This is a genomic window from Bifidobacterium sp. B4079 (assembly GCF_026537385.1).
In the GTDB taxonomy this organism is placed as follows: domain Bacteria; phylum Actinomycetota; class Actinomycetes; order Actinomycetales; family Bifidobacteriaceae; genus Bombiscardovia; species Bombiscardovia asteroides_I.
This window is the reverse complement of sequence record NZ_JAFNMH010000002.1, coordinates 368898-391705: the sequence shown is the minus strand read 5'-3', so window position 1 is coordinate 391705 and position 22808 is coordinate 368898. Positions and strand designations below refer to the sequence as shown.

General features: G+C 61.3%; 22 protein-coding genes and 1 tRNA gene. 2 read left to right on the top strand and 21 right to left on the bottom strand.

Going from position 1 to position 22808, the window contains the following annotated elements:
* Window positions 1–43 precede the first annotated feature (43 nt).
* The 15 genes from rpsQ to J3T95_RS06290 form a co-directional block, all read right to left on the bottom strand.
* Window positions 44–310 (bottom strand): 30S ribosomal protein S17, encoded by a 267-nt coding sequence (rpsQ, locus tag J3T95_RS06360; RefSeq protein ID WP_015022350.1) that lies wholly within the window; start codon window positions 308–310, stop codon window positions 44–46.
* 2 nt (window positions 311–312) lie between these two features.
* Window positions 313–576 carry a 50S ribosomal protein L29 gene (gene rpmC / locus J3T95_RS06355; protein ID WP_015022351.1) on the bottom strand — a complete coding sequence of 88 codons (264 nt, stop codon included), beginning with the start codon at window positions 574–576 and terminating at the stop codon, window positions 313–315.
* Window positions 576–995, bottom strand: a complete 420-nt coding sequence (rplP, locus tag J3T95_RS06350) for a 50S ribosomal protein L16 (protein WP_015022352.1) — start codon at window positions 993–995, stop codon at window positions 576–578. The genes rpmC and rplP overlap by 1 nt, the downstream gene beginning before the upstream one ends.
* 3 nt (window positions 996–998) lie before the next feature.
* Window positions 999–1844: a 30S ribosomal protein S3 gene (gene rpsC, locus J3T95_RS06345; protein WP_220236263.1), complete on the bottom strand. Its 846-nt coding sequence runs from the start codon at window positions 1842–1844 to the stop codon at window positions 999–1001.
* A complete protein-coding gene (gene rplV / locus J3T95_RS06340) occupies window positions 1844–2203 on the bottom strand; it encodes a 50S ribosomal protein L22 (RefSeq protein ID WP_024626790.1) in 360 nt (119 codons plus the stop codon). The genes rpsC and rplV overlap by 1 nt, the downstream gene beginning before the upstream one ends.
* A 21-nt stretch (window positions 2204–2224) precedes the next feature.
* A complete protein-coding gene (rpsS, locus tag J3T95_RS06335; protein ID WP_015022355.1) occupies window positions 2225–2503 on the bottom strand; it encodes a 30S ribosomal protein S19 in 279 nt (92 codons plus the stop codon).
* 15 nt (window positions 2504–2518) lie between these two features.
* A complete protein-coding gene (gene rplB / locus J3T95_RS06330) occupies window positions 2519–3349 on the bottom strand; it encodes a 50S ribosomal protein L2 (RefSeq protein ID WP_015022356.1) in 831 nt (276 codons plus the stop codon).
* Between the two features lie 35 nt (window positions 3350–3384).
* Window positions 3385–3687, bottom strand: a complete 303-nt coding sequence (gene rplW, locus J3T95_RS06325; protein ID WP_220236265.1) for a 50S ribosomal protein L23 — start codon at window positions 3685–3687, stop codon at window positions 3385–3387.
* A 5-nt stretch (window positions 3688–3692) separates the two neighbouring features.
* Window positions 3693–4367, bottom strand: a complete 675-nt coding sequence (gene rplD, locus J3T95_RS06320; RefSeq protein WP_220236266.1) for a 50S ribosomal protein L4 — start codon at window positions 4365–4367, stop codon at window positions 3693–3695.
* A 4-nt stretch (window positions 4368–4371) separates the two neighbouring features.
* Window positions 4372–5025 carry a 50S ribosomal protein L3 gene (gene rplC / locus J3T95_RS06315; protein ID WP_015022359.1) on the bottom strand — a complete coding sequence of 218 codons (654 nt, stop codon included), beginning with the start codon at window positions 5023–5025 and terminating at the stop codon, window positions 4372–4374.
* 16 nt (window positions 5026–5041) lie between these two features.
* The gene (gene rpsJ, locus J3T95_RS06310) at window positions 5042–5350 is read right to left on the bottom strand and encodes a 30S ribosomal protein S10 (RefSeq protein WP_006295278.1); all 309 of its coding nucleotides are present in this window, start codon (window positions 5348–5350) and stop codon (window positions 5042–5044) included.
* Window positions 5351–5634: 284 nt separating this feature from the next.
* Window positions 5635–8400, bottom strand: a complete 2766-nt coding sequence (gene adhE / locus J3T95_RS06305; RefSeq protein ID WP_267450832.1) for a bifunctional acetaldehyde-CoA/alcohol dehydrogenase — start codon at window positions 8398–8400, stop codon at window positions 5635–5637.
* Between the two features lie 322 nt (window positions 8401–8722).
* Window positions 8723–9214, bottom strand: coding sequence for a 30S ribosomal protein S9 (rpsI, locus tag J3T95_RS06300; protein WP_015022361.1), 492 nt, complete (start codon window positions 9212–9214; stop codon window positions 8723–8725).
* Window positions 9215–9234: 20 nt separating this feature from the next.
* Entirely contained in the window at window positions 9235–9684 is a 450-nt protein-coding gene (rplM, locus tag J3T95_RS06295) for a 50S ribosomal protein L13 (protein ID WP_046323307.1), read from the bottom strand.
* Between the two features lie 203 nt (window positions 9685–9887).
* Window positions 9888–10520, bottom strand: a complete 633-nt coding sequence (locus J3T95_RS06290; protein WP_267450831.1) for an AbrB family transcriptional regulator — start codon at window positions 10518–10520, stop codon at window positions 9888–9890.
* A gap of 108 nt (window positions 10521–10628) precedes the next feature.
* Here J3T95_RS06290 and J3T95_RS06285 point away from each other — a divergent pair, with 108 nt between their 5' ends.
* Window positions 10629–11291 (top strand): IMPACT family protein, encoded by a 663-nt coding sequence (locus J3T95_RS06285; protein ID WP_220236269.1) that lies wholly within the window; start codon window positions 10629–10631, stop codon window positions 11289–11291.
* A 203-nt stretch (window positions 11292–11494) separates the two neighbouring features.
* Here the strand turns inward: J3T95_RS06285 and J3T95_RS06280 are convergent.
* Window positions 11495–11581: transfer RNA gene (locus J3T95_RS06280), tRNA-Ser, on the bottom strand.
* Between the two features lie 225 nt (window positions 11582–11806).
* On the opposite strand from J3T95_RS06280, the gene dinB reads away from it, so the two are divergent.
* The gene (dinB, locus tag J3T95_RS06275) at window positions 11807–13078 is read left to right on the top strand and encodes a DNA polymerase IV (RefSeq protein WP_267450830.1); all 1272 of its coding nucleotides are present in this window, start codon (window positions 11807–11809) and stop codon (window positions 13076–13078) included.
* Here dinB and dapC read toward each other — a convergent pair.
* From dapC to J3T95_RS06250, 5 genes are all read right to left on the bottom strand, one after another.
* Complete coding sequence (gene dapC / locus J3T95_RS06270) at window positions 13075–14229, bottom strand: succinyldiaminopimelate transaminase (protein WP_267450829.1); 1155 nt, start codon at window positions 14227–14229, stop codon at window positions 13075–13077. The two genes, dinB and dapC, sit on opposite strands and share 4 nt — an antisense overlap.
* A gap of 70 nt (window positions 14230–14299) precedes the next feature.
* Complete coding sequence (gene fdxA, locus J3T95_RS06265; RefSeq protein WP_015022367.1) at window positions 14300–14617, bottom strand: ferredoxin; 318 nt, start codon at window positions 14615–14617, stop codon at window positions 14300–14302.
* A gap of 57 nt (window positions 14618–14674) precedes the next feature.
* The gene (locus tag J3T95_RS06260; protein WP_267450828.1) at window positions 14675–16198 is read right to left on the bottom strand and encodes an amino acid permease; all 1524 of its coding nucleotides are present in this window, start codon (window positions 16196–16198) and stop codon (window positions 14675–14677) included.
* Between the two features lie 216 nt (window positions 16199–16414).
* Entirely contained in the window at window positions 16415–18031 is a 1617-nt protein-coding gene (locus tag J3T95_RS06255; protein WP_267450827.1) for a UxaA family hydrolase, read from the bottom strand.
* Window positions 18032–18141: 110 nt separating this feature from the next.
* On the bottom strand, window positions 18142–22755 hold the full coding sequence (locus J3T95_RS06250) for a pectinesterase family protein (RefSeq protein ID WP_267450826.1): 4614 nt from the start codon (window positions 22753–22755) through the stop codon (window positions 18142–18144).
* Window positions 22756–22808: the final 53 nt, after the last annotated feature.

Sequence of the window (22808 nt, the reverse complement as noted above, 5' to 3'; positions counted from 1 at the left end):
CCCGTACCAGGGCGGGATGAGATGCGGAGCCTGGCCGAACTTGTTACTTGGCGCGCTCGACGATGGAGTCGAGACGCCAGCGCTTGGTCTTGCTCAGAGGACGGGTCTCCATGATACTCACGAAGTCGCCCACATGGGCCTCATTCTTCTCATCATGGGCCTTGACCTTGCGGTTGCTGCGGACGACCTTGCCGTACAGGGGGTGGGTCGAACGCTGCTCCAGCTCAACGGTGATGGTCTTGTCCATCTTGTCGGACACGACGTAGCCGCTGCGAACCTTGCGGAAGTTGCGCTCCTGCTTGTCAGCCATGCTTACTTCTCCTCAGCTTTGCTCTCGGCCTTTGCTTCGGCGGGCTCCTGGCTGATGCCCAGCTCGCGCTCGCGCAGGACGGTGTACATCCTGGCGATGTCGTGCTTGACGGCCTTGAGGCGGGAGGTGTTCTCCAGCTGACCGGTGGCCGACTGGAAGCGCAGGTTGAACAGCTCTTCCTTGGACTTCTTCAGGAAATCCTCGATCTCCGCATTGGTCTTTTCATTCAGATTCTTGATGGAATACTCGGCTGTTCCGACTGACATCAGATGTCACCGCCTTCACGTGCAATAATCCGGCACTTCATGGGAAGCTTGTCAGTAGCGCGGCGAAGTGCCTCGCGGGCCACATCCTCGCTCACGCCGCCGATCTCGAAAAGCACCCGACCAGGACGGACGTTGGCCACCCAGAACTCAGGTGCCCCCTTGCCGGAACCCATTCGGGATCCCAGGGCATGCTTGGTCAGGGGACGATCCGGGAAGACCGTGATCCAGACGCGGCCACCACGCTTGATATACCGGGTCATGGCGATACGGGCCGCCTCGATCTGCCGGTTGGTCAGGTAGGCCGGAGCCAGGGCCTGAATGCCGTAATCGCCAAAAGCGATCTCGTTGCCGCCCTTGGACATGCCCGAACGACCCGGACGATGCTGCTTGCGGTATTTAGTCCTCTTTGGGATAAGCACGGCTCACTCCTTTGCTTCGGTTGCGACGGGGGCCGAAGCGGTATGCTCCTGAGCCGACGCCGGCGGCGCGGCCACACCGCTGTTCTGCTTGGCTGCATCCTGCTCGCGGCGGGTGCGCCCCTCGGAGGGACGGACGCCACGACGGGGACGACGATCCCCGCGCCGACCGGGGCGGTTGTTCTGCTGAGCCTGCTGCTCCTCGAACTGACGCTCGGTCATGTCGCCCTTGTAGATCCAAACCTTGACGCCAATGCGGCCGTAGGTCGTCCTGGCCTCGAAGAAGCCGTAGTCAATCAGGGCGCGCAGAGTCTGCAGGGGCACACGGCCCTCGCGGTAGAACTCCGAACGGCTCATCTCAGCTCCGCCCAGTCGGCCGGACAGCTTGATCCTGATGCCCTTGGCGCCGGCCCGCATGGCATCCTGCTGAGCCTTGCGCATGGCCCGGCGGAAGGTGACGCGGTTGGTCAGCTGCTCAGCGATTCCCTGAGCCACCAGCTGAGCATCGATGGAGGCGTTCTTGACCTCGAAGATGTTCAGCTGGACCTGCTTGCCGGTGATCTTCTCCAGCTTGGCGCGCACACGCTCAGCCTCGGCTCCGCGACGGCCGATGACGATGCCCGGCCGAGCGGTGTGAATGTCGACGCGCACACGGTCACGGGTCCGCTCGATAACGATCTTGGAAACGCCTGCGCGCTCCAGATCCTTGTTCATCTCCTTGCGGATCTTGTCGTCCTCAAGAACGAAGTCGCTGTAACGCTCCCCCGTCTTGTTGGAGTCGGAGTACCACTTGCTGCGGTGCTCCTCGGTGATGCCGAGTCGGTACCCAAACGGGTTGATCTTCTGCCCCATTATCGGGCTCCTTCCTTGTCGGCCACCACGACAGTGATGTGGCTGGTCCGCTTGTTGATGCGGGCCGCACGACCCTGAGCGCGGGCGCGGAACCGCTTCAGGGTGGTGCCCTCGTCCACGTAGGTCTCCCGAACCATCAGTTCGTTCTCGCGGAAGGGCTGGTTGGCCTTGTCCGCCTTGACACGCGCGTTGGCGATGGCGCTCTCCAGGCATTTGCGGACCGGAACGGCCGCGTCCTGGGGGGCAAACTTCAGTATGGTCACGGCCTCGGTCGCCTGCTTGCCTCGGATGAGGTCGACGACGCGGCGAGCCTTGCGAGGCGTCACGCGAACGTGACGTGCAATTGCCTTAGCTTCCATGTGTCTCTACTCTCCCTCGCCTCAGCGGCGTGCTTTCTTGTCGTCCTTCACATGACCCCTGAAGGTCCGGGTGGGGGCGAATTCGCCGAGCTTGTGGCCGACCATGGCCTCGGTGACGAAGACCGGGACATGCTTGCGGCCATCGTGCACAGCAAAAGTGTGCCCGATGAAGTCCGGGGTGATCATGGAACGACGGGACCAGGTCTTGATGACGTTCTTGGTGCCCTTTTCGTTCTGCTCGTCGACTTTCTTCTGCAAGTGGGCGTCGACGAATGGGCCCTTCTTGATGCTACGAGTCATCTTTCCGACACTCCCTTACTTGCGGTTCTTACCATTTGGACGACGACGCACAATCATCTTGTTGGAGGCCTTCTTGGGCCTGCGGGTGCGGACCTCGCCCTTGCCCCAGGGAGACACTGGCGGCTTGCCGCCACGAGTGCGTCCGCCATGCGGGTGGTCGACCGGGTTCATGGATTCACCGCGGGTGATGGGCCTGCGTCCCATCCAGCGTGCACGTCCCGCCTTGCCTAGCTGGACATTGGCGTGGTCGTTGTTGCCGACCTCGCCCACTGTTGCGCGGCAACGGGAATCGACATTGCGGATTTCGCCGGAGGGCATACGCAGCTGGGCGTAGGCACCGTCCTTGGCCACCAACTGGACGGCAGCACCGGCCGAGCGTGCGATCTTGGCGCCGCCCAGGGGCCGCAGCTCAATGGCGTGGACGATGGTGCCGGTGGGGATATTGCGCAGGGGCAGGTTGTTGCCGGGCTTGATGTCGGCCTGGGGACCGGTCTCGATGACGTCACCCTGCTTGATGCCCTGCGGGGCGATGATGTAGCGCTTCTCACCGTCTGCGAAGTGCAGAAGGGCGATGCGGGCCGAGCGGTTGGGATCGTATTCGATCTCAGCCACCTTGGCGGGCACACCGTCCTTGTCCCAGCGACGGAAGTCAATGAGGCGGTACTGGCGCTTGTGTCCGCCGCCCCGATGGCGACTGGTGACACGGCCGTAGGAGTTGCGCCCGCCGGTCTTGCTCAGCTTGCGAACCAGCGACTTCTCGGGCTTGGAGCGCGTGATTTCGGCGAAGTCCGAAACCGAGGCGTTGCGACGGCCCGCGGTCGTCGGCTTGTATGTACGGATAGCCATAATCTAGTTCTTCCTTAACTTTTCTCGGCTAGCCTTCAGTTTTTGGTACCGAAGACATCGATCGACTGGCCCTCGGCCACCTTGACGATGGCGCGTTTCTCGGCGGCACGACGACCCCAGCCCGTACGGGTCCGGGTCCTCTTACCCTGCCGGTTGAGGGTGTTGACCGATGTGACCTTCACGTTGAAGATCTGCTCGATGGCCTGCTTGATGGCGACCTTGTTGGCTTCAGGGTCCACCACGAATGTGTACTGGCCTCGGTCCGAGTTGGCGTAGCTCTTCTCGGAGACGACCGGGCGCAGAATGATGTCGTGTGCTGGCTTGTGAATAGCTGCCATGAAAATCAGGCCTCCTTGACGGTCTTGGACTTGGCGCCGCCCTTGACAGCCAGGAAGGCATCGAAGCCGTCCTTGCTGAAGACGACATCCTCGGCCGTGACCACATCGTAGGTGTTGAGCTGATCGGCGAAGAGGACATGGACGGTGGGCAGGTTCCTGACGGAGAGCCACTCGTTGATGTTCTCACGGGACAGCACGACGGTGGTGAATCTACTGTCGACCAGGGGCAACAGGGCTGCCTTGGCTGCCTTGGTGGACGGAGTCTCGCCAATGCCGAAGTCGACCACGTGCACGCGTCCGGCGTTGACCCGGTCGGACAGGACGTAGCGCAAAGCTGCGGCCTTCATCTTCTTGGGGGTGCGCTGGGAGTAGTCGCGCGGCTGCGGGCCGTGGACAATGGCGCCACCGGTCCACTGGGGAGCGCGAATGGAGCCCTGACGAGCACGTCCAGTGCCCTTCTGCTTCCAAGGCTTGCGGCCGCCACCTGAGACGGTGGACCGGGTCTTGACCGAGTGTGTCCCCTGACGGGCTGCAGCCAGCTGGGCGACAACCACCTGATGGATCAGCGGCACGTGTGAGCGAATATCCTCTTCTGCAATGCCGAAGATCTGCTCGGGTGCATCCACAGTTCCGGTGTTCTTGCCCTGGGCGTCGGTGATGTTCAGAGTCAACTTAGCCATGGTTTCAGGCTCCCTTCACTGCCGAACGAACCAGGACGATGGCGCCGCGGGGCCCGGGCAGGGCACCCTTGATGGCGATGACGCCCTTCTCGGCATCTGCGGAGACAATGGTCAGATTCTGGACGGTCGAGGTGTCGTGACCCATGCGGCCGGCCATCCGCTTGCCCTTGAGGATGCGGCTAGGCGTGGCGCAGGCGCCCACTGAACCAGGACGGCGCTCGTTCTTGTGCGAACCGTGGGTGCGGCGGTAGGACTTGAAGCCCCAGCGCTTGATGGTGCCGGCGAAGCCCTTGCCCTTGGTTGTTCCGGTCACGTCGACCTCGCTGCCCTCGGGCAGCAGGTCCAGGCCCAGCTCCTGGCCGGGCTGATAGCTGTCGGCATCAGCGGTGCGGACCTCGACCAAGTGGCGACGCGGGGTCACTCCAGCCTTGGCGAAGTGGCCAGCCAGCGGCTTGGTCACCTTGGTGGGATCGATCTGCCCGTAGCCGATCTGGATGGCCTGATAGCCGTCCTTCTCCTGGTTCTTGACCGCGGTCACCACGTTGGTGGACACGTCCACCAGGGTCACCGGGACGAAGAAGCCGTTCTCGTCCCAGACCTGGGACATGCCCAGCTTGCGGCCCAGGAGAGCCTTGCGGTTCCTCTGCTCTTCAGCCATGCGGTTTCCTCCTCCCCTACAGCTTGATCTCGATGTTGACGTCCGCCGGCAGATCGATGTGCATCAACGAATCCACCGCCTTGGGCGTGGGATCCACGATGTCGATCAGGCGCTTGTGGGTGCGCATCTCGAAGTGCTCGCGGGAGTCCTTGTACTTATGAGGAGAACGGATGACGACATACACGTTCTTCTCAGTCGGCAGCGGAACGGGGCCAACCACAGTTGCGCCCGCGTTCGTCACCGTCTCGACGATCTTCTTCGCCGATTGGTCGATGACCTCATGGTCATAGGACTTTAGCCTGATGCGGATTTTCTGTCCCGCCATTGCCGTCCGCCCTTTCTAGCGATCTATGAACTGATTACCCAGTCTGTTTCGAGGGCACGAAACGACGGCCGCAAGGAGACATTCCTCCCGACAGGCCTCAGCCGGATCCATGCGCAGCCGTGGAGAACCGTGGGGATGGGACTCCTCGCTGCACCCGCTATTGTGATTGACAAAATGCGAGCCCAAAACAGGCAACTTTCTTATTAAAGCACGAGGGTCCCCCTAGAAGAATCCGGGCGTGTCGCGCCGCTTCCAGGGGGATCCTCGACTGGATTCCGGCCTTGTCAGGCCCGCTGGGAGGCCTCTTGCACCTCATCCTCGCCCTGGCGGGCAACCCGCATCCGATGGCCCTCCCCCTGGCTGACCCCATAGTAGGCGGCCACAGCGATGTCTTTCATGTCCTCAATCATCGGAATGCGAGGATTGGCCGGCGTGCATTGGTCCTCGTAGGCGCGCATGCCGATCTGATCCAAGGACTGCCAGTAGAGGTCCTCGTCCACTCCGGCAGCCTGGAAGGAGGCATCCATGCCCAGACGCTCGTCCCTGTAGGATTCCACAGCACGGGCCAAGAGCTCCACGCCCTCCTCGGCAGTAGCGGATTCGATGCCCAGCACATGGGCCATCTGCCTGTAGCGCTCCGGGGCCACATACTCGCTGTATTTGGGCCAGCTGGTCGGCTCGTCCGGGATGCATCCGTTGTAGCGGATCACATAGGGCAAAAGGATGGAATTGGCACGCCCATGGGCCACATGGCAGAGGGCTCCGATGGTATGTGCCATGCCGTGGCACATGCCCAGGAAGGCCGAGCCGAAGGCCATGCCTGCCATGGTCGCCGCATTGTGCATCTTCTCCTGGGCGCGTACCTTGGCCTCACCGCCGGCAGTGCTCACAGCAGGCTCCAGGTTGTCCCAGATCAGTTTGGCCGCATGCAGGGCCATGGCGTCGGTGTAGTCATTGGCATAGACCGAGACAAAAGCCTCCATGCAGTGGGTCAGGGCATCGAAGCCCGAGTCGCAGGCCAGCCTCTTGGGCTGGGTACGGGCCAGGACCGGATCCACGATGGCCACGCTGGGGGTCAGGGCGTAATCGGTGATGGGGTACTTGTATCCGGTCTTATGGTCGGTGATGACCGCGAATGGGGTGACCTCCGAACCCGTGCCCGATGACGTGGGAATACAGACCAGCCTGGCCTTGGTGCCCAGGGGCGGAATCTTGAAGGCGCGCTTGCGGATATCGAAGAACTTCTCACGGACATCAGCGAAGGAGATCTCCGGGTGCTCATAGAGAAGCCACATGATCTTGGCAGCGTCCATGGGGCTGCCCCCGCCTACGGCGATGATGGTGTCGGGGCCGAACTCGTTGCGCATCATGGCCGCCCCCCGCTGCACCGTCTCCACGCTGGGTTCAGGCTCGACATAGTCGATGATGCGGAAGGTGACCGGCTCGGAACGGGCCCGCAGCTGATCGATGATCTTGTCGATGACCCCCAGCTGCTCCATGACCTTGTCACAGACGATCACGGCCCGGCGAATGCCGAACATGTCGCGCAGATAGCGCACGGAATTGGGCTCGAAGTAGGTCTTGGGCGGCACCTTGAACCACTGCATGTTGTTGTTCCTCCGGGCTATCCTCTTGACATTGATCAGATTGACCGCCTGAACGTTGCCCGAGACCGAATTGCCGCCGTAGGAGCCGCAACCCAGCGTCAGGGAGGGGGCTATGGCATTGTAGATGTCGCCGATGCCGCCCAGTGAGCTGGGCTGGTTCCAGACGATCCTGCAGGCGTGCATGCGCTGGCCATACTCCCGCACCAACTTCTCGTTGTCCGTGTGTATGGCCGCCGTATGTCCGGCCCCGTAGCGCAGCATCTGCTCGCAGAGGGCGAAGCCCTCCTCCTTGTTCCGGGCCTTGAGCACAGCTTGGACCGGAGCCAGCTTTTCCATGGTCAGTGGCTCCATGGGGCCGACTTGGTCGCATTCGGCAGCCAGGATGGTTGCATCCTCGGGAATCTCAAAACCAGCCTGACGGGCGATGAACTGCGGGGACTTGCCGGGAACCACCGAATTGAGCCTGGGCTGGGGGGCGTCTGCTCCGGCATGGGACCTCACCCCGAACATGTACTCCTCCAGCTTGGCCTTCTCCTCGGCATTGACGAAGTACGCCTTGCGCCGCTTCATCTCCTTGATCATTCGGTCGTACACATCCTGATGGGCGATGACGGCCTGCTCCGTGGCGCAGATCATGCCATAGTCGAAGTGCTTGGACAAGATCAGATCGTTGACGGCCCGAGCAACGTTGACCTTGCAGTCCACATAGGCCGGGGCATTGCCGGCGCCCACCCCCAGGGCCGGCTTACCCGAGGAGTATGCGGCCTTGACCATGCCCGGGCCGCCGGTGGCCAGGATGGTGGCTACGCCTGGGTGCCGCATCAGCGCGCCCGTGGCCTCAACAGAGGGGTGTTCGATCCACTGGATGCAATCCTGCGGAGCGCCTGCTTCAATAGCGGCGTCACGGACGATCCGGGCCGCCTCTACCGAGCAGCGCTGGGCATAGGGATGGAAGCCGAAGACGATGGGGCAACGGGTCTTCAAGGCCAGCAGGGACTTGAATATGGCGGTCGAAGTGGGGTTGGTCACTGGGGTCACGCCGGCCACGACCCCCACCGGCTCGGCAACCTCGATGATGCCGTCCACCTCGTTCTCGCTGATGATGCCCACGGTGCGCTGTTTAGCCAGGTAGTTGGTCACGTGCTCGCAGGCGAAGATGTTCTTGGTGGCCTTGTCCTCCACCAGTCCGCGTCCTGTCTCCTGAACGGCCATCTGGGCCAGGGCCAGATGCTTGTTCAGGGCCGCGATGGAGGCCTTGGCCACGATCCTGTCCACCTGCTCCTGGTTGAGCTCCTCGAAGGTCCTCAGAGCGGTCTGCGCTCTGGCGACCAGGGCATCCACCTCCTTGCGGGCCAGCTCGGTTCGATCCTGCTCCGCTCTTTTGCTTCCGGCGGCTGATCCTGTCGCCCGATTCCTGTGTCCTTGCGTACGCGTTTCAGCCAAGATCCCGGTCCTCCTTGTGTGCTTGCTCGGACTCCGCCGAGGACCGGGAGGCAGTACTGGACCGCGCCAGCCCTCGAAAGGCAAAGGCCATAAGGTGACGAATATCACAATATAACCGGTCACAATATAACCGAGGAGAAGAACCATTGAGCCCCAGGCGGAGCGAACGTTCACTTGCAGCGTGTCGTGTGGGAATCCGTAGGTTTCCTGGTCACTTGTCAAACAGAAAAGTGCTCTTTGCCGTTCGTTTTTCGGCAGAGGCGGTCCAAGCATGAAAAATCCCCGAGGTTCATGAACCTCGGGGATGGAAGGACTGCGAACGTCAACGCTTGGAGAACTGCGGCGCGCGACGGGCCTTGTGCAGACCCGCCTTCTTGCGCTCCACCACGCGGGCGTCGCGGGTCAGGAACCCGGCCTTCTTCAGGGCAGGACGGTTGGCGTCCCGATCGATGGCGTTCAGGGCGCGTGCGACGCCCAGACGGACTGCGCCGGCCTGGCCGGTCACGCCGCCGCCCTCGACGCGCACAACCACGTCGAACTTGTTCTCGAGCTTGAGCAACACGATGGGCGAGTTGACCTCCCGCTGGTGCAGCTTGCTCGGGAAGTACTCCTCCAAGGTGTGCCCATTGATGCTCCACTTGCCGGAGCCCGGGATCAGACGGACGCGGGCGACTGCCTCCTTACGGCGACCGGTGCCGTAGCCTGGCTCGATGGCGGAGGTGCCGGTGCCCGCACCGGCATTAGTCTCGGAAGTGTAGGAAGCGCTGGTCTCCTCGGCCTCAAGAACCGCGGAGCTGTTGTTGTTGTCAGCCATGGTGATTATCTCCTCTGGTCCTACTTGGCCTGCTGGGCGACCTGGTGGATCTTGTACTCAATGGGCTGCTGTGAGGTGTGAGGATGCTCCTCGCCTGCGAAGACCCGCAGCCTGGTCAGCTGGACCTTGGCCAGCTTGTTCTTGGGCAACATGCCCTTGACCGCCGTCATGATGATGCGCTCGGGATTGTGCTCCATCAACTGCCCGTAGGAGTCGCGACGCAGACCGCCGGGACGACCGGAGTGGGTGTAGAGCACCTTGTCGTTCTTGTTGCCCGTGAGCACCATCTTGGAGGCGTTGATGACGATGACGTTGTTGCCAGAGTCGGCGTAGGGCGCATAGGTGGGCTTGTTCTTGCCACGCAGCAGATCGGCCACCTGGGCTGCCAGACGCCCCAGCACCACACCGGAGGCGTCGACGATATACCAGTCATGTGTCAGATCGGCTGGTTTCGGGGTGAAAGTCTTCACGATTCAACCTTTTCCTTGCATTGTGTTTCGGGCTCCCCGCGCCACATGCTGCCATGCTGGCCGAAAGCCGTGTATTCCGTGGGCTCCCTGAAAGTCCTAGACGGCGAGTGGGAAAAGCGCTTTGAGGACCCCTTAGGGAAACACAACAATCCATTATTGTAACGCCTGAGCGCCGTTCGTCAAAATTCGCGTCGGCCCCAGTCTCATTGGGAGGCCGCCGCCCGTGCCACCTGCCCGTCCAGGTCCTTGCGCAGGGCATCAAGGGTGGCCTGCCCGGTGTTGGGATTCAGGGCCACGGCTCGGCGCACCATGGCGGCCAGCACATGTGGGGCATCCTGCTCATCGCGAGTGCCGAGAGCTCCTAGAAAGTCCAGGGTGTCAGCGTCGGTGCGCTCGTCCTGTGCACCTTCCAGTCGCATCTTCCAGGATGTCATGGGGTTGGTCAGCGCTGCAGCCCTGACTCCGGCGTCCTCGTCCTTGGTGAGCAGACCGGCCAGCCAGTTTTTGTCGTCCTTGTTGGCGGCCACCGCCCGACGGACCTCTGCGTTGGAATCCTGGGAGAGCTTAACCAAAATATTGGGGAAGGGCATGGTCTGCGCCAGGTAGACCCTGTCCTCCACCGGCGTGTGCTCGTTACCGGCCACAGCCTCCAGCAGTGCCGTAAAGCGGGAGAAGGCGGCCTGGTCGGACCTGTCGGGCAGGGGGCTGCGGGCGAATTCGTGCAGCTCAGCTGTATCCGTAGAGTGCCTGAGCCGTTCATAGAAAACGGTCAGAGCCTCGTAGGGCTTGCCGGCTGACGATGATTCGGTTTCCGGTTGGTCCTGGGGATTGGTCATGCGGCCAGCTTAGGCCGCCTCCCCGATTTCAGACTAGGCCCGGCATCCCCTCTAGCATGGAGATAGCGCGGAAATTGAGGAGACGATAGTCATAGGAGGCAAGCCGATTTGCTCACCATACTGGATACGCCGCAGAAACCAGCCACAGGCTCACTGACCGAGCGCAAGTCCGAGTTCATCGGTCAGGCCTGCCATGTGGAGGACCAGGAGGCGGCCATTGCCTTCGTCCAGGAGGTCCGCTCGCAACACCCCAAGGCCCGGCACATCTGTCACTGCGCCATCTGGGGACCCGAGGGCCGCACCAGCGAGCGTATGAGCGATGACGGGGAGCCCTCCGGAACAGCCGGCAAGCCCATACTTGAAGTCATGCGGCGGCAGGGGCTGACCGACTGCGTCCTGACGGTGACCCGATACTTCGGGGGGATCCTTCTCGGGTCAGGGGGGTTGATCCGGGCCTATTCCTCAGCAGCCTCCCTGGCGCTCAAGGCGGCGAGATCAGCACGCGTACTCCCGACGCAACGCTTCACGATCACTCTGGGCTATCCAGAGTACGACTCCCTCCGCCGTCTGATCCGCGCCTCTGGTGGGCACGTGGAGACCGAGGACTTCACTGATCGGGTCCGATTGACCTACGACTTGGAGCCCGCAGCCGTGCCGGCCTTTCACGGCCGACTGGACGACCTTCTGCAGGGCCGGGCCCAGCCCATTGCGCTTGGCGAAGGCCGAAGCCTGATACCCCTGTCCGGGAGCCAGGCTTCGCCTGCCTCATGACAGCCAAGGCAAGCCATACTGCCAGTGCCTGGCTGCGGTCTGCCTGCCAGACAGACAGGCTCATGCCAAGCACCACCGGTCCTCTGCCGCGCAAACTAGGACTCTGCCAGGCCGAGGCTTGAAAAAGAATATAGGCGAATAAAGCCCGTGGGAAATGGATAAGACCGGCAATCGTGCACAATCAGCGATCACCGGTCATCAGGCGGAGACGAGGAGATTCGAACTCCTGGACCGCTTGCGCAGTCAACACCTTAGCAGGGTGCCCCTTTCGGCCACTCAGGCACGTCTCCATGCAAGCTCCCGAGCCAGGACCTGAGCCCCAAAGTTTCGAGAACAAGACAATAGAATACCATGATTGACAGACCTGACTCGCCGGGGCGACAAGAAGCAATGCGGCAGAGAACAGATTCACTCGGTTTCATAGATAAAAACATGAAAGTGAATCTTTTCCAGGCATCTTGGTTTGAGAATAATTTATCGCACATTCCTCCGAGACCCCCTTCTATCATGGAGCCATGAGCACCGCACCAAGGCTTGCAGCCGCCAAGAAGGACTGGGGACATGACGAGACCGGCTGCACGGTGCTGCACATAGACATGGATGCCTTCTACGCCTCCTGCGAAGTCGCTCGACACCCGCAATTGCAAGGCCGACCGGTCATCATCGGCACCGGACGTCGTTCGGTGGTCTCCGCAGCCAGCTACGAGGCCAGGGCCTTCGGCATCAATTCGGCCATGCCCCTGGCGCGCGCCAGGCGACTGTGCCCGCAGGGGATCTTCCTCCCGGTTGACATGGCCTATTACCGGGGCATTTCACGACGGATATTTGATACGGTTTTCTCACGAATCACCGATCAGATCGAACAGGTCTCTGTGGACGAATGCTACTTGGACGCCTCCGGGGCGCTCATGCGCTGGGGCATGCCCACGGCCATCGCCCAATGGATCCGAGCCAGCGTGGCCCGCCAATTCCATGTGACCTGCTCGGTAGGCATCGCCACCAACAAGCTAGTGGCCAAGATGGCCTCCACCAACGCCAAACCTGACGGGATGCTGCTGATCCCCAAGGCCCGGCAGGCCGAATTCGTCCAGTTGATGCCCCTGCGTGGCATTCCCGGAATCGGACCGGCCTTGGAGAAGCGGCTCAACGCCTGGGCCATCAAGGATGTGGCCGACCTGGCCACCATGAGCGAGCAGGATCTGGCTCGGGCCACAGGCTCGAGCCTTACAGCCAGGAAGCTGGCACAGGCCTCCCACGGACTGGACGACGATCCAGTCCAGCCACGAGCGCCGGAGAAGTCCCTGGGCGCGGAACGCACCTTTCTGCACGACACCACCAGCATGAAGCAGGTCTGTGACCTCCTGCGCATCTGCAGCAACGAGGTCGCCACCGGACTGCGATCGCACGGCCTGATCGCCCGGACCATCACTGTCAAACTGCGCTTTGATGATCTGCGCTATATGACCAAGGCCCACACCCTGGAAACCCCGGTCAACTCAGCCAACCGCATCTATCCGCAAGCAGTCGGCCTGCTCAAGGCCATGCTGGGGCTGCCCGATGGCGCGCCCATGGACACACCCCTTCCCCGTCTGATCCGTCTGGCCGGTGTCAGCGCATCCGGCCTGAGCCGGGTGGAGGACACTCCCATCCAGCCTTCCTTGGACGACATTCTCCACGAGAGCCAACGCAGCGCCGGCAGCGAGGCCCAGCGCCTGGATCAGGCAGAGGCCACCATGGACTCCATCAGGAGCCGCTATGGCAAGGGTTCAGTCAGTATGGGCCTCTAAGCAGCACTCCGCAGACGCGCCGAGGCCAGCTCCAGCTGCCCGTCAGTTATGGTTGACGAGAACCGCAGATGATGGCCATCCCCGTAGAACTCCCCGGGACTGGCCAGAATGCCCAGACGGGACAGGTCTGCCATATCGGCCCAACAGTCTCCCGAGCGGGCTCGTGCCCAGATATAAAGACCTCCCTGAGGCATGAAGGCATCGTATCCGTAGGATCTAAGAGCTTCAGCCAGGGCTTGCAGGCGACGGGCGTACACCTCGCGCTGAGCCTTCACACCCTCGCTGTCCTCCAGAGCGGCCCGCATGGCCCGCTGCACCGGACCTGGCACAATCAGTCCCACCTGCTTGCGGTAGGCGGTCATGGCCTCCACCAGATGAGCATCTCCGGCCACCAGCGCCGCCCTGTACCCAGCCATATTGGACTGCTTGCTCATTGAGTACAGGCAGAGTATCCCTCTGGCATCGCCGTCACAAACTTGGGGCTCCAGGATACAGGGCGAGGCGGGGATCGGCGCATCCTGCCCGGCTTGGGCGGGCCCTGACCAATCCAGCAGGGCATAGCACTCGTCACTCAGGACCGTCACCCCTATCGAACGGGCCGCCCGCACGATCTTAGCCAGCCCGGCTTGGCCGATGACCCGCCCACTGGGGTTGCCTGGCGAATTGATCCATATTGCTCGCACATCGGGCAGATTCACCCATGAATCCGTATCAGTCGGATCGTCCACGGTCGTCACCTGGGCCCCGGCCAGCTGGGTTCCGATGGCGTAGGTGGGATAGGATATCGTCGGCTGCACCACCCGGTCCCCCGGTCCCAGATGCAGAAGGGAGGCCATGAGCGCCACCGCCTCCTTGGACCCAACCGTGGGCACCAGATCCGCGCCTAGGGCATTCAGGTCTACCCCGCGGCGACGACGGAACCAGTCGGCCGCGGCCTGCCTCAGGGAACCATCACCGGCAGTTTTGGGATAGCCTCGCGCTTGGCCATCATCCGCAGCCGCAGCCAAGGCGTCCCTGACCGATCTGGGTACAGGATCCACCGGCGAACCTACCGACAGGTCGACCAGACCGCCGGGACACTGCTCAGCACGCCGCCGGTAAGAGTCAATCCTTGACCAGTCGTAGGGAGATTCGAAAGGATGAAAACCCATGGCCCGCCTTTCTTTTATGAATAAGCCGCGGAGGGATGGCTCCCATCCGCGGCTTGTCAGCCTTAATCGACTACTTGTTGGGTGGCAAGGCTGCCACACCCTCCGGATCGTGATCGTAGGGGCCGACCGCAGCAGCACCGCCGGCATCCCCCACCTGGGCGAAGAAATCAGTCGCCGCGTCCTTGTACCAGGTCCACTCCTCGGGCAGGTCGTCCTCGTAGAAGATGGCCTCCACCGGGCAGACCGGTTCGCAAGCGCCGCAGTCCACGCACTCGTTGGGGTTGATATAGAGCGAACGGACGCCCTCGTAGATGCAGTCCACCGGGCATTCGTCCACACAGGCCTTGTCCTTGACGTCCACGCAGGGCTGAGCGATGACGTAGGTCATGGGTTACCTCCTGAGTATGCGAGCATTCACTCTACACTGCAGCGCCGACGCTCCAGGTCAGTCCAGACCGGCCTGGGTGGCCTGGGATATCTTCTCGCTGAGCTGATGACGACCGAGCAGGGAGTGCCGGTAGGAATAGCAGAAATAGATGGCCAGGCCTGCAGCCAGCCAGACCACGAATCGAATCCAGGTCAGCACGGTCAGGTTGAGCATGAGCCAGAGGCAGGCCAGGGCTATCAGAATGGGCACCCAGGGATTGCCTGGCATCTTGAAGGACCGGGGCAGATCCGGCCGGCGCTTGCGCATGATGGGCAGTGAAATGGCCACCAGCAGGAAGGCTGAAAGCGTGCCGATGTTGACCATGTCGGACAAGACGTCTATAGGGAAGCAAGAGGCGACCACGGCCACCACGATGCCGCCCAGAATCTGAATGCGGGCCGGCGTGCCATAACGGCCAGTGCGAGACAGGCCACGTGGAAGAAGCCCGTCGCGGCTCATGGCGAAGACGATGCGGGTCAGCCCCAGCAGGAGCACCATGACCACGGTGGTCAGCCCCACCACGATGCCGAAGGAGATGATCTTGGCGGCCCAAGGAGCCCCCACCATCTCGAAGCCGGTAGCCAGAGAGGGGTTCTTGGCCTTTGCCAGATCCTTGTAGGAGACCATGCCGGTGGTAACGATGGCGACCAGGATGTACAAAGTGATGACGATCAGCATGCCCAGGCCGATTCCACGGGGAATGGTCTTGTGGGGCTCCTTGGCCTCCTCGGAGGTGGTGGCGACGATGTCGAAGCCCACGAAAGCGAAGAAGACCAGGGCAGCGCCTGAGAGGATGCCGGGAATGCCGTAGATGGTGGGCTGCATGCCTGAGACCCACTGCCAGAGCGGCTGGCCCATGATTCCCTGCACACTGGCTCCCGGAACGGCCGAGGCAGGTTCGGAAGGCGGAATGAAGGGCCGGTAGTTGTCCAACTTGACGTAGAAGAAGCCCACCACGATGACGAAGACCACGATGCCGATCTTGAGGACGGTCAGGGCGCCGTCGAACCGGGCGGAAAGCTTGGTGCCCAGGACCAGAAGGACCGTGAAGAGGGCGACGACCGCCAGCGGGGCCAGGTCCACATCTAGGCCGCCCATATGGAAGCTGGAACTGAAGGAGGTGCCGCCCATCAGATGGATGAAGTCATTCAGGTAGACGCCCCAGTACTTGGAGATGACCGAAGCGGCCATGAGCATCTCCAGAATCAGGTCCCAGCCGATGATCCAAGCCACCAGTTCGCCCATGGTGTTGTAGGTGAAGGTGTAGGCCGAGCCTGAAACCGGGATCATGGAGGCGAACTCCGCGTAGCACATGACGGCCGCCGCACAGACGATGCCTGCTATGACGAAGGAGATGATGACGGCCGGGCCCGCATGGAAGGCCGCCGCCTGGGCACCCACCGAGAAGATGCCGGCGCCCACGGCCACTGCAACGGCCATGATGGCCAGGTCCCAGGTGGTCAGCGTCCGCTTGAGCGACCTGCCCTCCTCCCCGGTCTCTGCCAGGGTCTGTTCAACCGATTTCTTCCTGAATAATTCCATCCTGCTCCCAATCGAGACGCATTGTGTCACAAACCTATCCGGCCCACAACTATAGAGGATGGGGACACGCAACTCCGGACTGTGTTCATTTCGGAATATTACCTGTTGGGAGATCTTCCGGACACGGCAACTCGAACAGGGCGCACCAATCCGCCAATGCACAGCAAAGCGCCCCAGATGCTCCGACCAGGATGCCCATAGGGTGCAGCCCGCACTCTATTCAGTCGGGCCATCCTTGAATATGGCAATGTCCTGCATGCCGTTACGCTCATTGCAGGTCTGCTCACCGTTGACCACGGCAAGGACTTTCTTACGAAAATCGTTGAAAACCTGATCTCCGGGCTCATCCAGAAGACGTCCGGCGTCGAAGTCGATCCAACGGTGTTTCTTGGTGGCCAGGGGCGTGTTGGTAGCTACTTTCACCGTAGGCACGAAAGTTCCGAAAGGAGTACCCCGGCCAGTAGTGAAGAGGACCACTTGCGCTCCTGCTGCAGCCATTCCCGTACTGGAGACGAGGTCGTTGCCTGGCGTCTGCAGCAGAGAGAGCCCGGGTCTGGAGATATGGTCGCCATAGTTGAGCACATCCTCGACCTCGCAACGGCCGCCTTTGCGGATGCAGCCCAAGGATTTATCCTCCAGAGTCGTGATTCCGCCCTTCTTGTTGCCTGGAGAGGGATTGTCGGATATGACTTCGCCGTATTTACGGAAGAATCCCTTGAAATTATTGATAAGATTGACGACATCATGGAAGACCTGCTCGTCGCGTGCCTGGCTCATCAGGACCTGTTCTGCCCCGAACATTTCAGGGACCTCGGCCAGGACCACGGACCCGCCCTGGGCGACCACCCATTCAGCGAACCGGCCGACCAGCGGATTGGCCGTGATGCCTGACATTCCGTCGGACCCACCGCACTTGACGCTGACCTTGAGTTCGGACAGGGGCGTCTCTTCACGACGGTCATCGTTTGCAGCCTCGTTGATCTGATCCAGGAGGGCATCGGCCTCATCCAGCTCGTCCTCCACTTCCTGGCATATAATCCAACGAATTCGGTTCGTGTCATACTCGCCCAGGGTGCTCAGCATGTCCTCCATCTGATTGTTTTCACACCCCAGGCCAACGAGAAGAACACCCCCGGCGTTAGGATGGGTGGCGATGTCCTGAAGGCAACGCCTGGTGTAGACCAGATCGCCTCCGAGTTGGGAGCATCCATAAGGGTGGCGCGCCACAACCACCGAGTCAAAAGATCCGTTGCCAGGATGGCGGGCTGAGAAAGACCGCGCCATGGCGTCGCACAGACTGTTGATGCAACCTACGGTCGGGACGATGTAGAGATCGTTGCGGATGCCTACCTTGCCCGTCGAGCGCCTGTACCCTTGGAAAGTCCCGGTCGGGCTGCCCGGCTTGACCGTGTCGGCAACCGGCTGATAACGGTAGTTCAGGTCGGCGCCCAGGTTGGTGGCCAGATTGTGCGTGTGGACCCATTGCCCCCTACTGATAGCCTCCTTGGCGTGGCCGATGGCATAGCCATACTTGATGACGTCCTCGCCCTTGGAAATGTTCTGAAGCGCGAGTTTGTGCCCTCGGGGAACTCGTCCGAGCACCGTCACCTCGCCACGACCCTCGACCATGACTCTTTCGCCGGGCTCCAGATTCCTGGCAGCGACAGCCACCATATCCGCCGGATTGAGCAGAATCGTGTCCTGGCCGGTCCGAGCCGGTATGTCCTCAAGATAATCGTGATCCAAACCGACGGCTTGGCCCCCACCACAGGTGGGGACGAATCCTGTGGAACCGCCTTCTGGGATCATGCAATGCCTCTTCGCCTCACTCATGCTTCCAAGCTAACGGGCGCTCCAGGATCCATCTCACTTTGTTGCCAGTCTTTGCGCGGGAAAAGGCCCGGGCCCCAAATCTTCGAGGAGGGGCCCGCGGCCATAACGGACTAGCGGCCCGACCGGGGATGCCAAGCAATCCCGATGAGGGCGACAAGACCCATGAGGATTCCCGCAGCCGAAGCCAGAACCAGCTGGACCACACCAGAACCGGTATTGGCGAGGGAGGACCCGGCATCCCTCGACTCTGCGGGGAGCCTGCCCAACCTTCCGCCATCCGCCTTCCCGAGCGGCTGGCCGGGCACGGGCTCGCCCCCTGCAGCTGCGCCGGCACTGATTGCGCCCGGGTGAGCCGAGCCGGAATCGGCCGCCCCCGTCCCGTTGGCTCCGTTGGCGTCGTCCGTCCCGGCAGAACCGGAATCTGAACCAGGCCTGACCGTGATCGCATAGGTGGATACATTGGAAGCAACAGCCCCGTTGAAGGCCTGGAAGGTGAACCGATCGCTCCCGCTGAATCCTGGCTGAGGGGTATAGGAGAAGGCGCCGTCCTCACGCATGGTAAGCAGCCCGTGCTGAGGCTGATCCTTGACCTTGAAGGAGAGATTGGCCTCATCCTCGCTCTGGGCATAAGGCGCCAGAGTCGCGTTCAGCGTAACGCCTTGGTCAGTGGAACCCTGAGCAGCCACAGTGATCGGCGTGGCCGGCGATGGGGTGGGCGAGACCATCTTCGTGGGGTCCCAGTCATCGACTGCATTGATGCCTGCAGAGCGCGCGAGGACCCGTTGAATCGTATAGTCGGAGACCTCTTGCTCCGATAGGGTTTTCGCCCACGGGACGCGACTGGGTTTGACGTCGTTCTCATAGGTGGATCCATATTCGGAGAATCTCGCAGTTGACTGGTTGGATGTCTTCCCCCAATCATTCCATCCTTCAGACAGGATGTGCCGCGCCATACTGGTATCGATGAAAGCCACGCTTGCATACGGTCTCCAAGGACGGCCCAGGTAGGTTTTGAGGGAACCGCTGTAGGGGTTCTCGGCAGTCAGCTTGCTATGCAGGAAGACGAAGCCGTATTTCTGTTCCTTCGGCGTGCTGGCAGCAGTCACATAGCCATTCAGAACGGAATGCAAATCGCAATGATCGAAAACCGCGATGGCTGATCCGAAAACGAAGTCCACCGACCCCGCAATAGTCGAATTCCTGAAATACATTCTGTTGGTCTGCACAGTTGGCTGATCCGGAGGATTGCTGCTGGCGGTCTCATCCGTACGGTTCTGCAAGTACAGGGTGTCCTGGTAACCCAGGATCCGGCAATTGTCGAAGGAGGCATGATCCGCGTTCACATCCAGGGCAACTGCCTGGCCGACAGTAGAACCAGCCAGCGTCTGTATGGCAATGTCCCTGGCCACGAAATCCCCGCCGGTAATTTTGACGGCATAGTCGCCATAAGTACCCAGGGGATTGCCGTCAGGGCCCCGATCATTGGGCTTGTCATCGTAAGTCAGGACGGTACCATCTGGATCCTGACCCTGGATGGTCACATAGGGACGGTCGATAAGCAGCTTCTCCCGATAGATCCCATGCTTGATGAAAATCACCCTTCGCTGGGCGTTCCTCTCCGGAATCGAAGCTAGGGCCTCCCCAACGGATCGGAAGTCACCACGCCCATCAGCCGAAACCACGGTGGGGGTGACCCCCTCCTTGTTGGCCGGAAGGACCAGGACCCTGGCCACGGCTTTGACGCCAGTGCCGGAAACAGTCCCCCGCACATCGAAGCCATCAATATTCTGGCTGGCATAGCGAGAAGGCTCGACCGTATCCCAGTCAACCGGCAGTATCCTTCTGCTTCCGTCATTGAGGACGGCCTTGACCGCGATGGGCATGACCAGTCTGCCAGGGGTGGTTTTGACGATGCTGTCGTCGATCGAAGCTATCGCCACCTTGGAAACGCGAACAGAGGCCGTGACCCTGTCGCCCCCGGAACTTCCGGCAACCTGGAAGTCGCCCTCGCGGCTATAGGAGTCAGCGCTGATAGCCCCCCATGTAGCCTTGGCAGGTATGGCGCTTCCGTCGTCCAATGTGCGATAGATGGTCGTCGGCATGACCGGAGCCACGCCCACCGTAGTCATCACTTCAATCGGGACATATCCGGTTTGCACCTGCTGATTGGTGATCAGCACCGGCAGTATGCCTTGAATGCCCGAGCCATCCGTGGCTGTAGCCGTAACGAGCACAGTGCCGTTGGACTCGGCCTGGAGGAGACCGTTCTGATCAATCACAGCAGCACTGGTCTGTCCCAAATCAGGACGAAGGACCTGCCAGGTCACAGCATCCGAACGGTCGGGGCCGATCAGTCGTGCAGCGACCTGGAGGGATCCGCCTCTGCGATTGATAACGCCAGCCGGAGCTGTCAGCTCTATGCCTTGGAGACCGGCACCTGCGGCGGCATCGGACTCGACGACCAGATCATCCAAGGCCATGCAGGCCTCCTGGGTGTTGGAATTGGCCATGTGCACTTCGAGCGCAGCCACCCCGGCGGCCTTGGTGTCGCTCAACGGCGCCTGAGTGACCGAACCTTGTCCGGCGACAGAGGCATCGATCTTCTTGGCATCGGTGTCCATGTGAATGTCAAGGGTGTACCAGGTGCCAGCCTCCAACTCATTGACGAGGGTCCGATCGCCTGATTTTCCAGTCAGAACCAACTTGGACCGCCGGAGGACGAAAGAAGCCGCAGCCTTGCCATTGCTGTCCTTGTAGGCGAGAACGGCATTGGAAGCCTTGGCAGGATCATCGGGAAACATAAACGAGAGGGAGGATTTGACCCGCCCCTGCTGCTGGCTGAAGACACGCTCAATGGTCTCATAGCCAGGGCCCTTGTCGTCCAGGAGGAGGTATCCCCTCCCGTCCTCGTGGCGTACAACCGCACCGCCGCCGGTCTGGGAATCCTTGGTCTTCCAACCCTTGGGCAAGGATGCGCCCTCGGCCTCGAAATCGTCATGGATCGGGAACCCGTCATCCTTGTAGACCTTGCCGTCGCGGGTAACATTGACGGAGCGGGAAGCCGAGAGGCCATCGGTCAGGCTGGAATCGGCAAAGGACACATTCTGGGTTGTGTCCAGGAAGGCGCCATGGAATCGGCAATCGTCGAAACGGATGTCCTTGAGGTACTTGACCAGTCCGTGCCCGAAGTTGGAGCCGCTGATATCGATGACGTTGTCCTTGCCGGCAGGCTTGTCCCAGTTGGGCGCCGTGATATGGGAGAACTTGAAATTCTCGGTCTGCGGCAGGGGGGTCCGTGAATCCAGATCATCGACCGAAGTCCGGTCATAGTTGGTGATGACGCTGATCTTGTTGATCACACTGTCGCGCACCTGGATATTGCGCACGTATCCGCCTCGCTTGGGGCTGACCTTTACTCTGATACCGGGGTTGACCGCACCCGAAGTAAGGTCGACCGGGACGATGGTAGAATCCTCCACGAAGACGTTGCGGACTCCTCCTGACATCTCGCTGCCGATGGTCACACCGCCATGGCCGGAGTTGAAAACGTCACCGCGGAAATAGATGTTTTCAGATGGGCGAGCTATGGCAATGCCTTCGGCATCCTTCCCGGACTTGATGGCACTGCAATCATCGCCGGTAGAGAAGGATGCGCCAAGGATCCAGACGTTCGATGAGGAGTTGGGATCGAAACCGTCGCCATTATGGACCGAGGTGACCAATTGGAGGCCATACGCCGTAATGTCCTGGCTGTAGATGGGAACCACGGTCCACATCATCCCGTTGCGGATATGAATGCCATCCAGGTAGATGCCACCCACGTTCTTCATGCTGATCAGGCTGCCGCCGCCCACATGCTGGCCAGGCTGGTAGATATTTGAAGGTATATCCAGATTCCCGCCATTGCCGTTGTGGGTGAAGTCATCGTAGGCCTTGCGCAGGAGCATGCCATTGGCCTCATCGCCGATAGTCCCCGGACCCATGATTTTGATGTTCCTGGTGGTCACTCCCGCCTTGCTGTCCATCTCACCGGCGTTGAGAAGACTGGAATAGGCGGGGTTGCGACCCATCACGTCCTCGATGTCGTGCCGTGCGGAGGTAAACGGATAGTCAGCCAGTTCCGCACTGGGCTTGAGCTGGGCGCCAGCATCAACAAAGAAGCTCATGTCGCTGTGCAGGTTCAGCGCCCCGGAAAGGTAGGTGCCGGCAGGCAGATACACCTGGCAGTTCTTCTCTTTGCAGGCATCAATGGCCTTTTGGATGGCTGCCGTATCCTTCGTGCTGCCGTCGCCCAAGGCGCCGAAATCACGCACGTTATAGCGCTTTGGAGTAGCCATCGTGGTCAGGTGAAGCTTGGCTGACTGGTACGACAGCGTACCGTCAGCGCCAACCGCTCGAACCGTGAAGTCGTAGCCATGCTCTGGCTGCAAACCCAGGACCTTGAAATAAGTCATGGAGGTGATCCCCACCTCCTTGCCGTCACGGTAAATCCGGTACCCGGTGATCTTGTCGTACCCGGCAGGCTTGCTCCAGGTGAGCACCACCGACTGGTCGGTCAGCGATGCCGGCGCCTGAGCCAGGGCCGATGGCGTCTCAACTGCGATCGGATCGGTCTCACCCGCCCAGGCGTTCTGGGCTCCGGCAATCCCCGTGGATTCCACGCCCACCAACATAGCCACTGCGGCTATGCCGGCCCAAACGGCTGCAATTCGCTTTCGAATCATCAGTTTTCCTCCTTGAAAACCGTTGTTGGCCCCCGGGCAATGTTCAACGCATG

Excerpts from the sequence above, each read along its gene's own strand:
- rpsQ (WP_015022350.1), bottom strand. The coding sequence starts at position 310 with ATGGCTGACAAGCAGGAGCGCAACTTCCGCAAGGTTCGCAGCGGCTAC.
- rpmC (WP_015022351.1), bottom strand. The coding sequence starts at position 576 with ATGTCAGTCGGAACAGCCGAGTATTCCATCAAGAATCTGAATGAAAAG.
- rpsC (WP_220236263.1), bottom strand. The coding sequence starts at position 1,844 with ATGGGGCAGAAGATCAACCCGTTTGGGTACCGACTCGGCATCACCGAG.
- rplV (WP_024626790.1), bottom strand. The coding sequence starts at position 2,203 with ATGGAAGCTAAGGCAATTGCACGTCACGTTCGCGTGACGCCTCGCAAG.
- rpsS (WP_015022355.1), bottom strand. The coding sequence starts at position 2,503 with ATGACTCGTAGCATCAAGAAGGGCCCATTCGTCGACGCCCACTTGCAG.
- rplB (WP_015022356.1), bottom strand. The coding sequence starts at position 3,349 with ATGGCTATCCGTACATACAAGCCGACGACCGCGGGCCGTCGCAACGCC.
- rplW (WP_220236265.1), bottom strand. The coding sequence starts at position 3,687 with ATGGCAGCTATTCACAAGCCAGCACACGACATCATTCTGCGCCCGGTC.
- rplD (WP_220236266.1), bottom strand. The coding sequence starts at position 4,367 with ATGGCTAAGTTGACTCTGAACATCACCGACGCCCAGGGCAAGAACACC.
- rplC (WP_015022359.1), bottom strand. The coding sequence starts at position 5,025 with ATGGCTGAAGAGCAGAGGAACCGCAAGGCTCTCCTGGGCCGCAAGCTG.
- rpsJ (WP_006295278.1), bottom strand. The coding sequence starts at position 5,350 with ATGGCGGGACAGAAAATCCGCATCAGGCTAAAGTCCTATGACCATGAG.
- rpsI (WP_015022361.1), bottom strand. The coding sequence starts at position 9,214 with ATGGCTGACAACAACAACAGCTCCGCGGTTCTTGAGGCCGAGGAGACC.
- J3T95_RS06290 (WP_267450831.1), bottom strand. The coding sequence starts at position 10,520 with ATGACCAATCCCCAGGACCAACCGGAAACCGAATCATCGTCAGCCGGC.
- dinB (WP_267450830.1), top strand. The coding sequence starts at position 11,807 with ATGAGCACCGCACCAAGGCTTGCAGCCGCCAAGAAGGACTGGGGACAT.
- dapC (WP_267450829.1), bottom strand. The coding sequence starts at position 14,229 with ATGGGTTTTCATCCTTTCGAATCTCCCTACGACTGGTCAAGGATTGAC.
- fdxA (WP_015022367.1), bottom strand. The coding sequence starts at position 14,617 with ATGACCTACGTCATCGCTCAGCCCTGCGTGGACGTCAAGGACAAGGCC.
- J3T95_RS06260 (WP_267450828.1), bottom strand. The coding sequence starts at position 16,198 with ATGGAATTATTCAGGAAGAAATCGGTTGAACAGACCCTGGCAGAGACC.
- J3T95_RS06255 (WP_267450827.1), bottom strand. The coding sequence starts at position 18,031 with ATGAGTGAGGCGAAGAGGCATTGCATGATCCCAGAAGGCGGTTCCACA.
- J3T95_RS06250 (WP_267450826.1), bottom strand. The coding sequence starts at position 22,755 with ATGATTCGAAAGCGAATTGCAGCCGTTTGGGCCGGCATAGCCGCAGTG.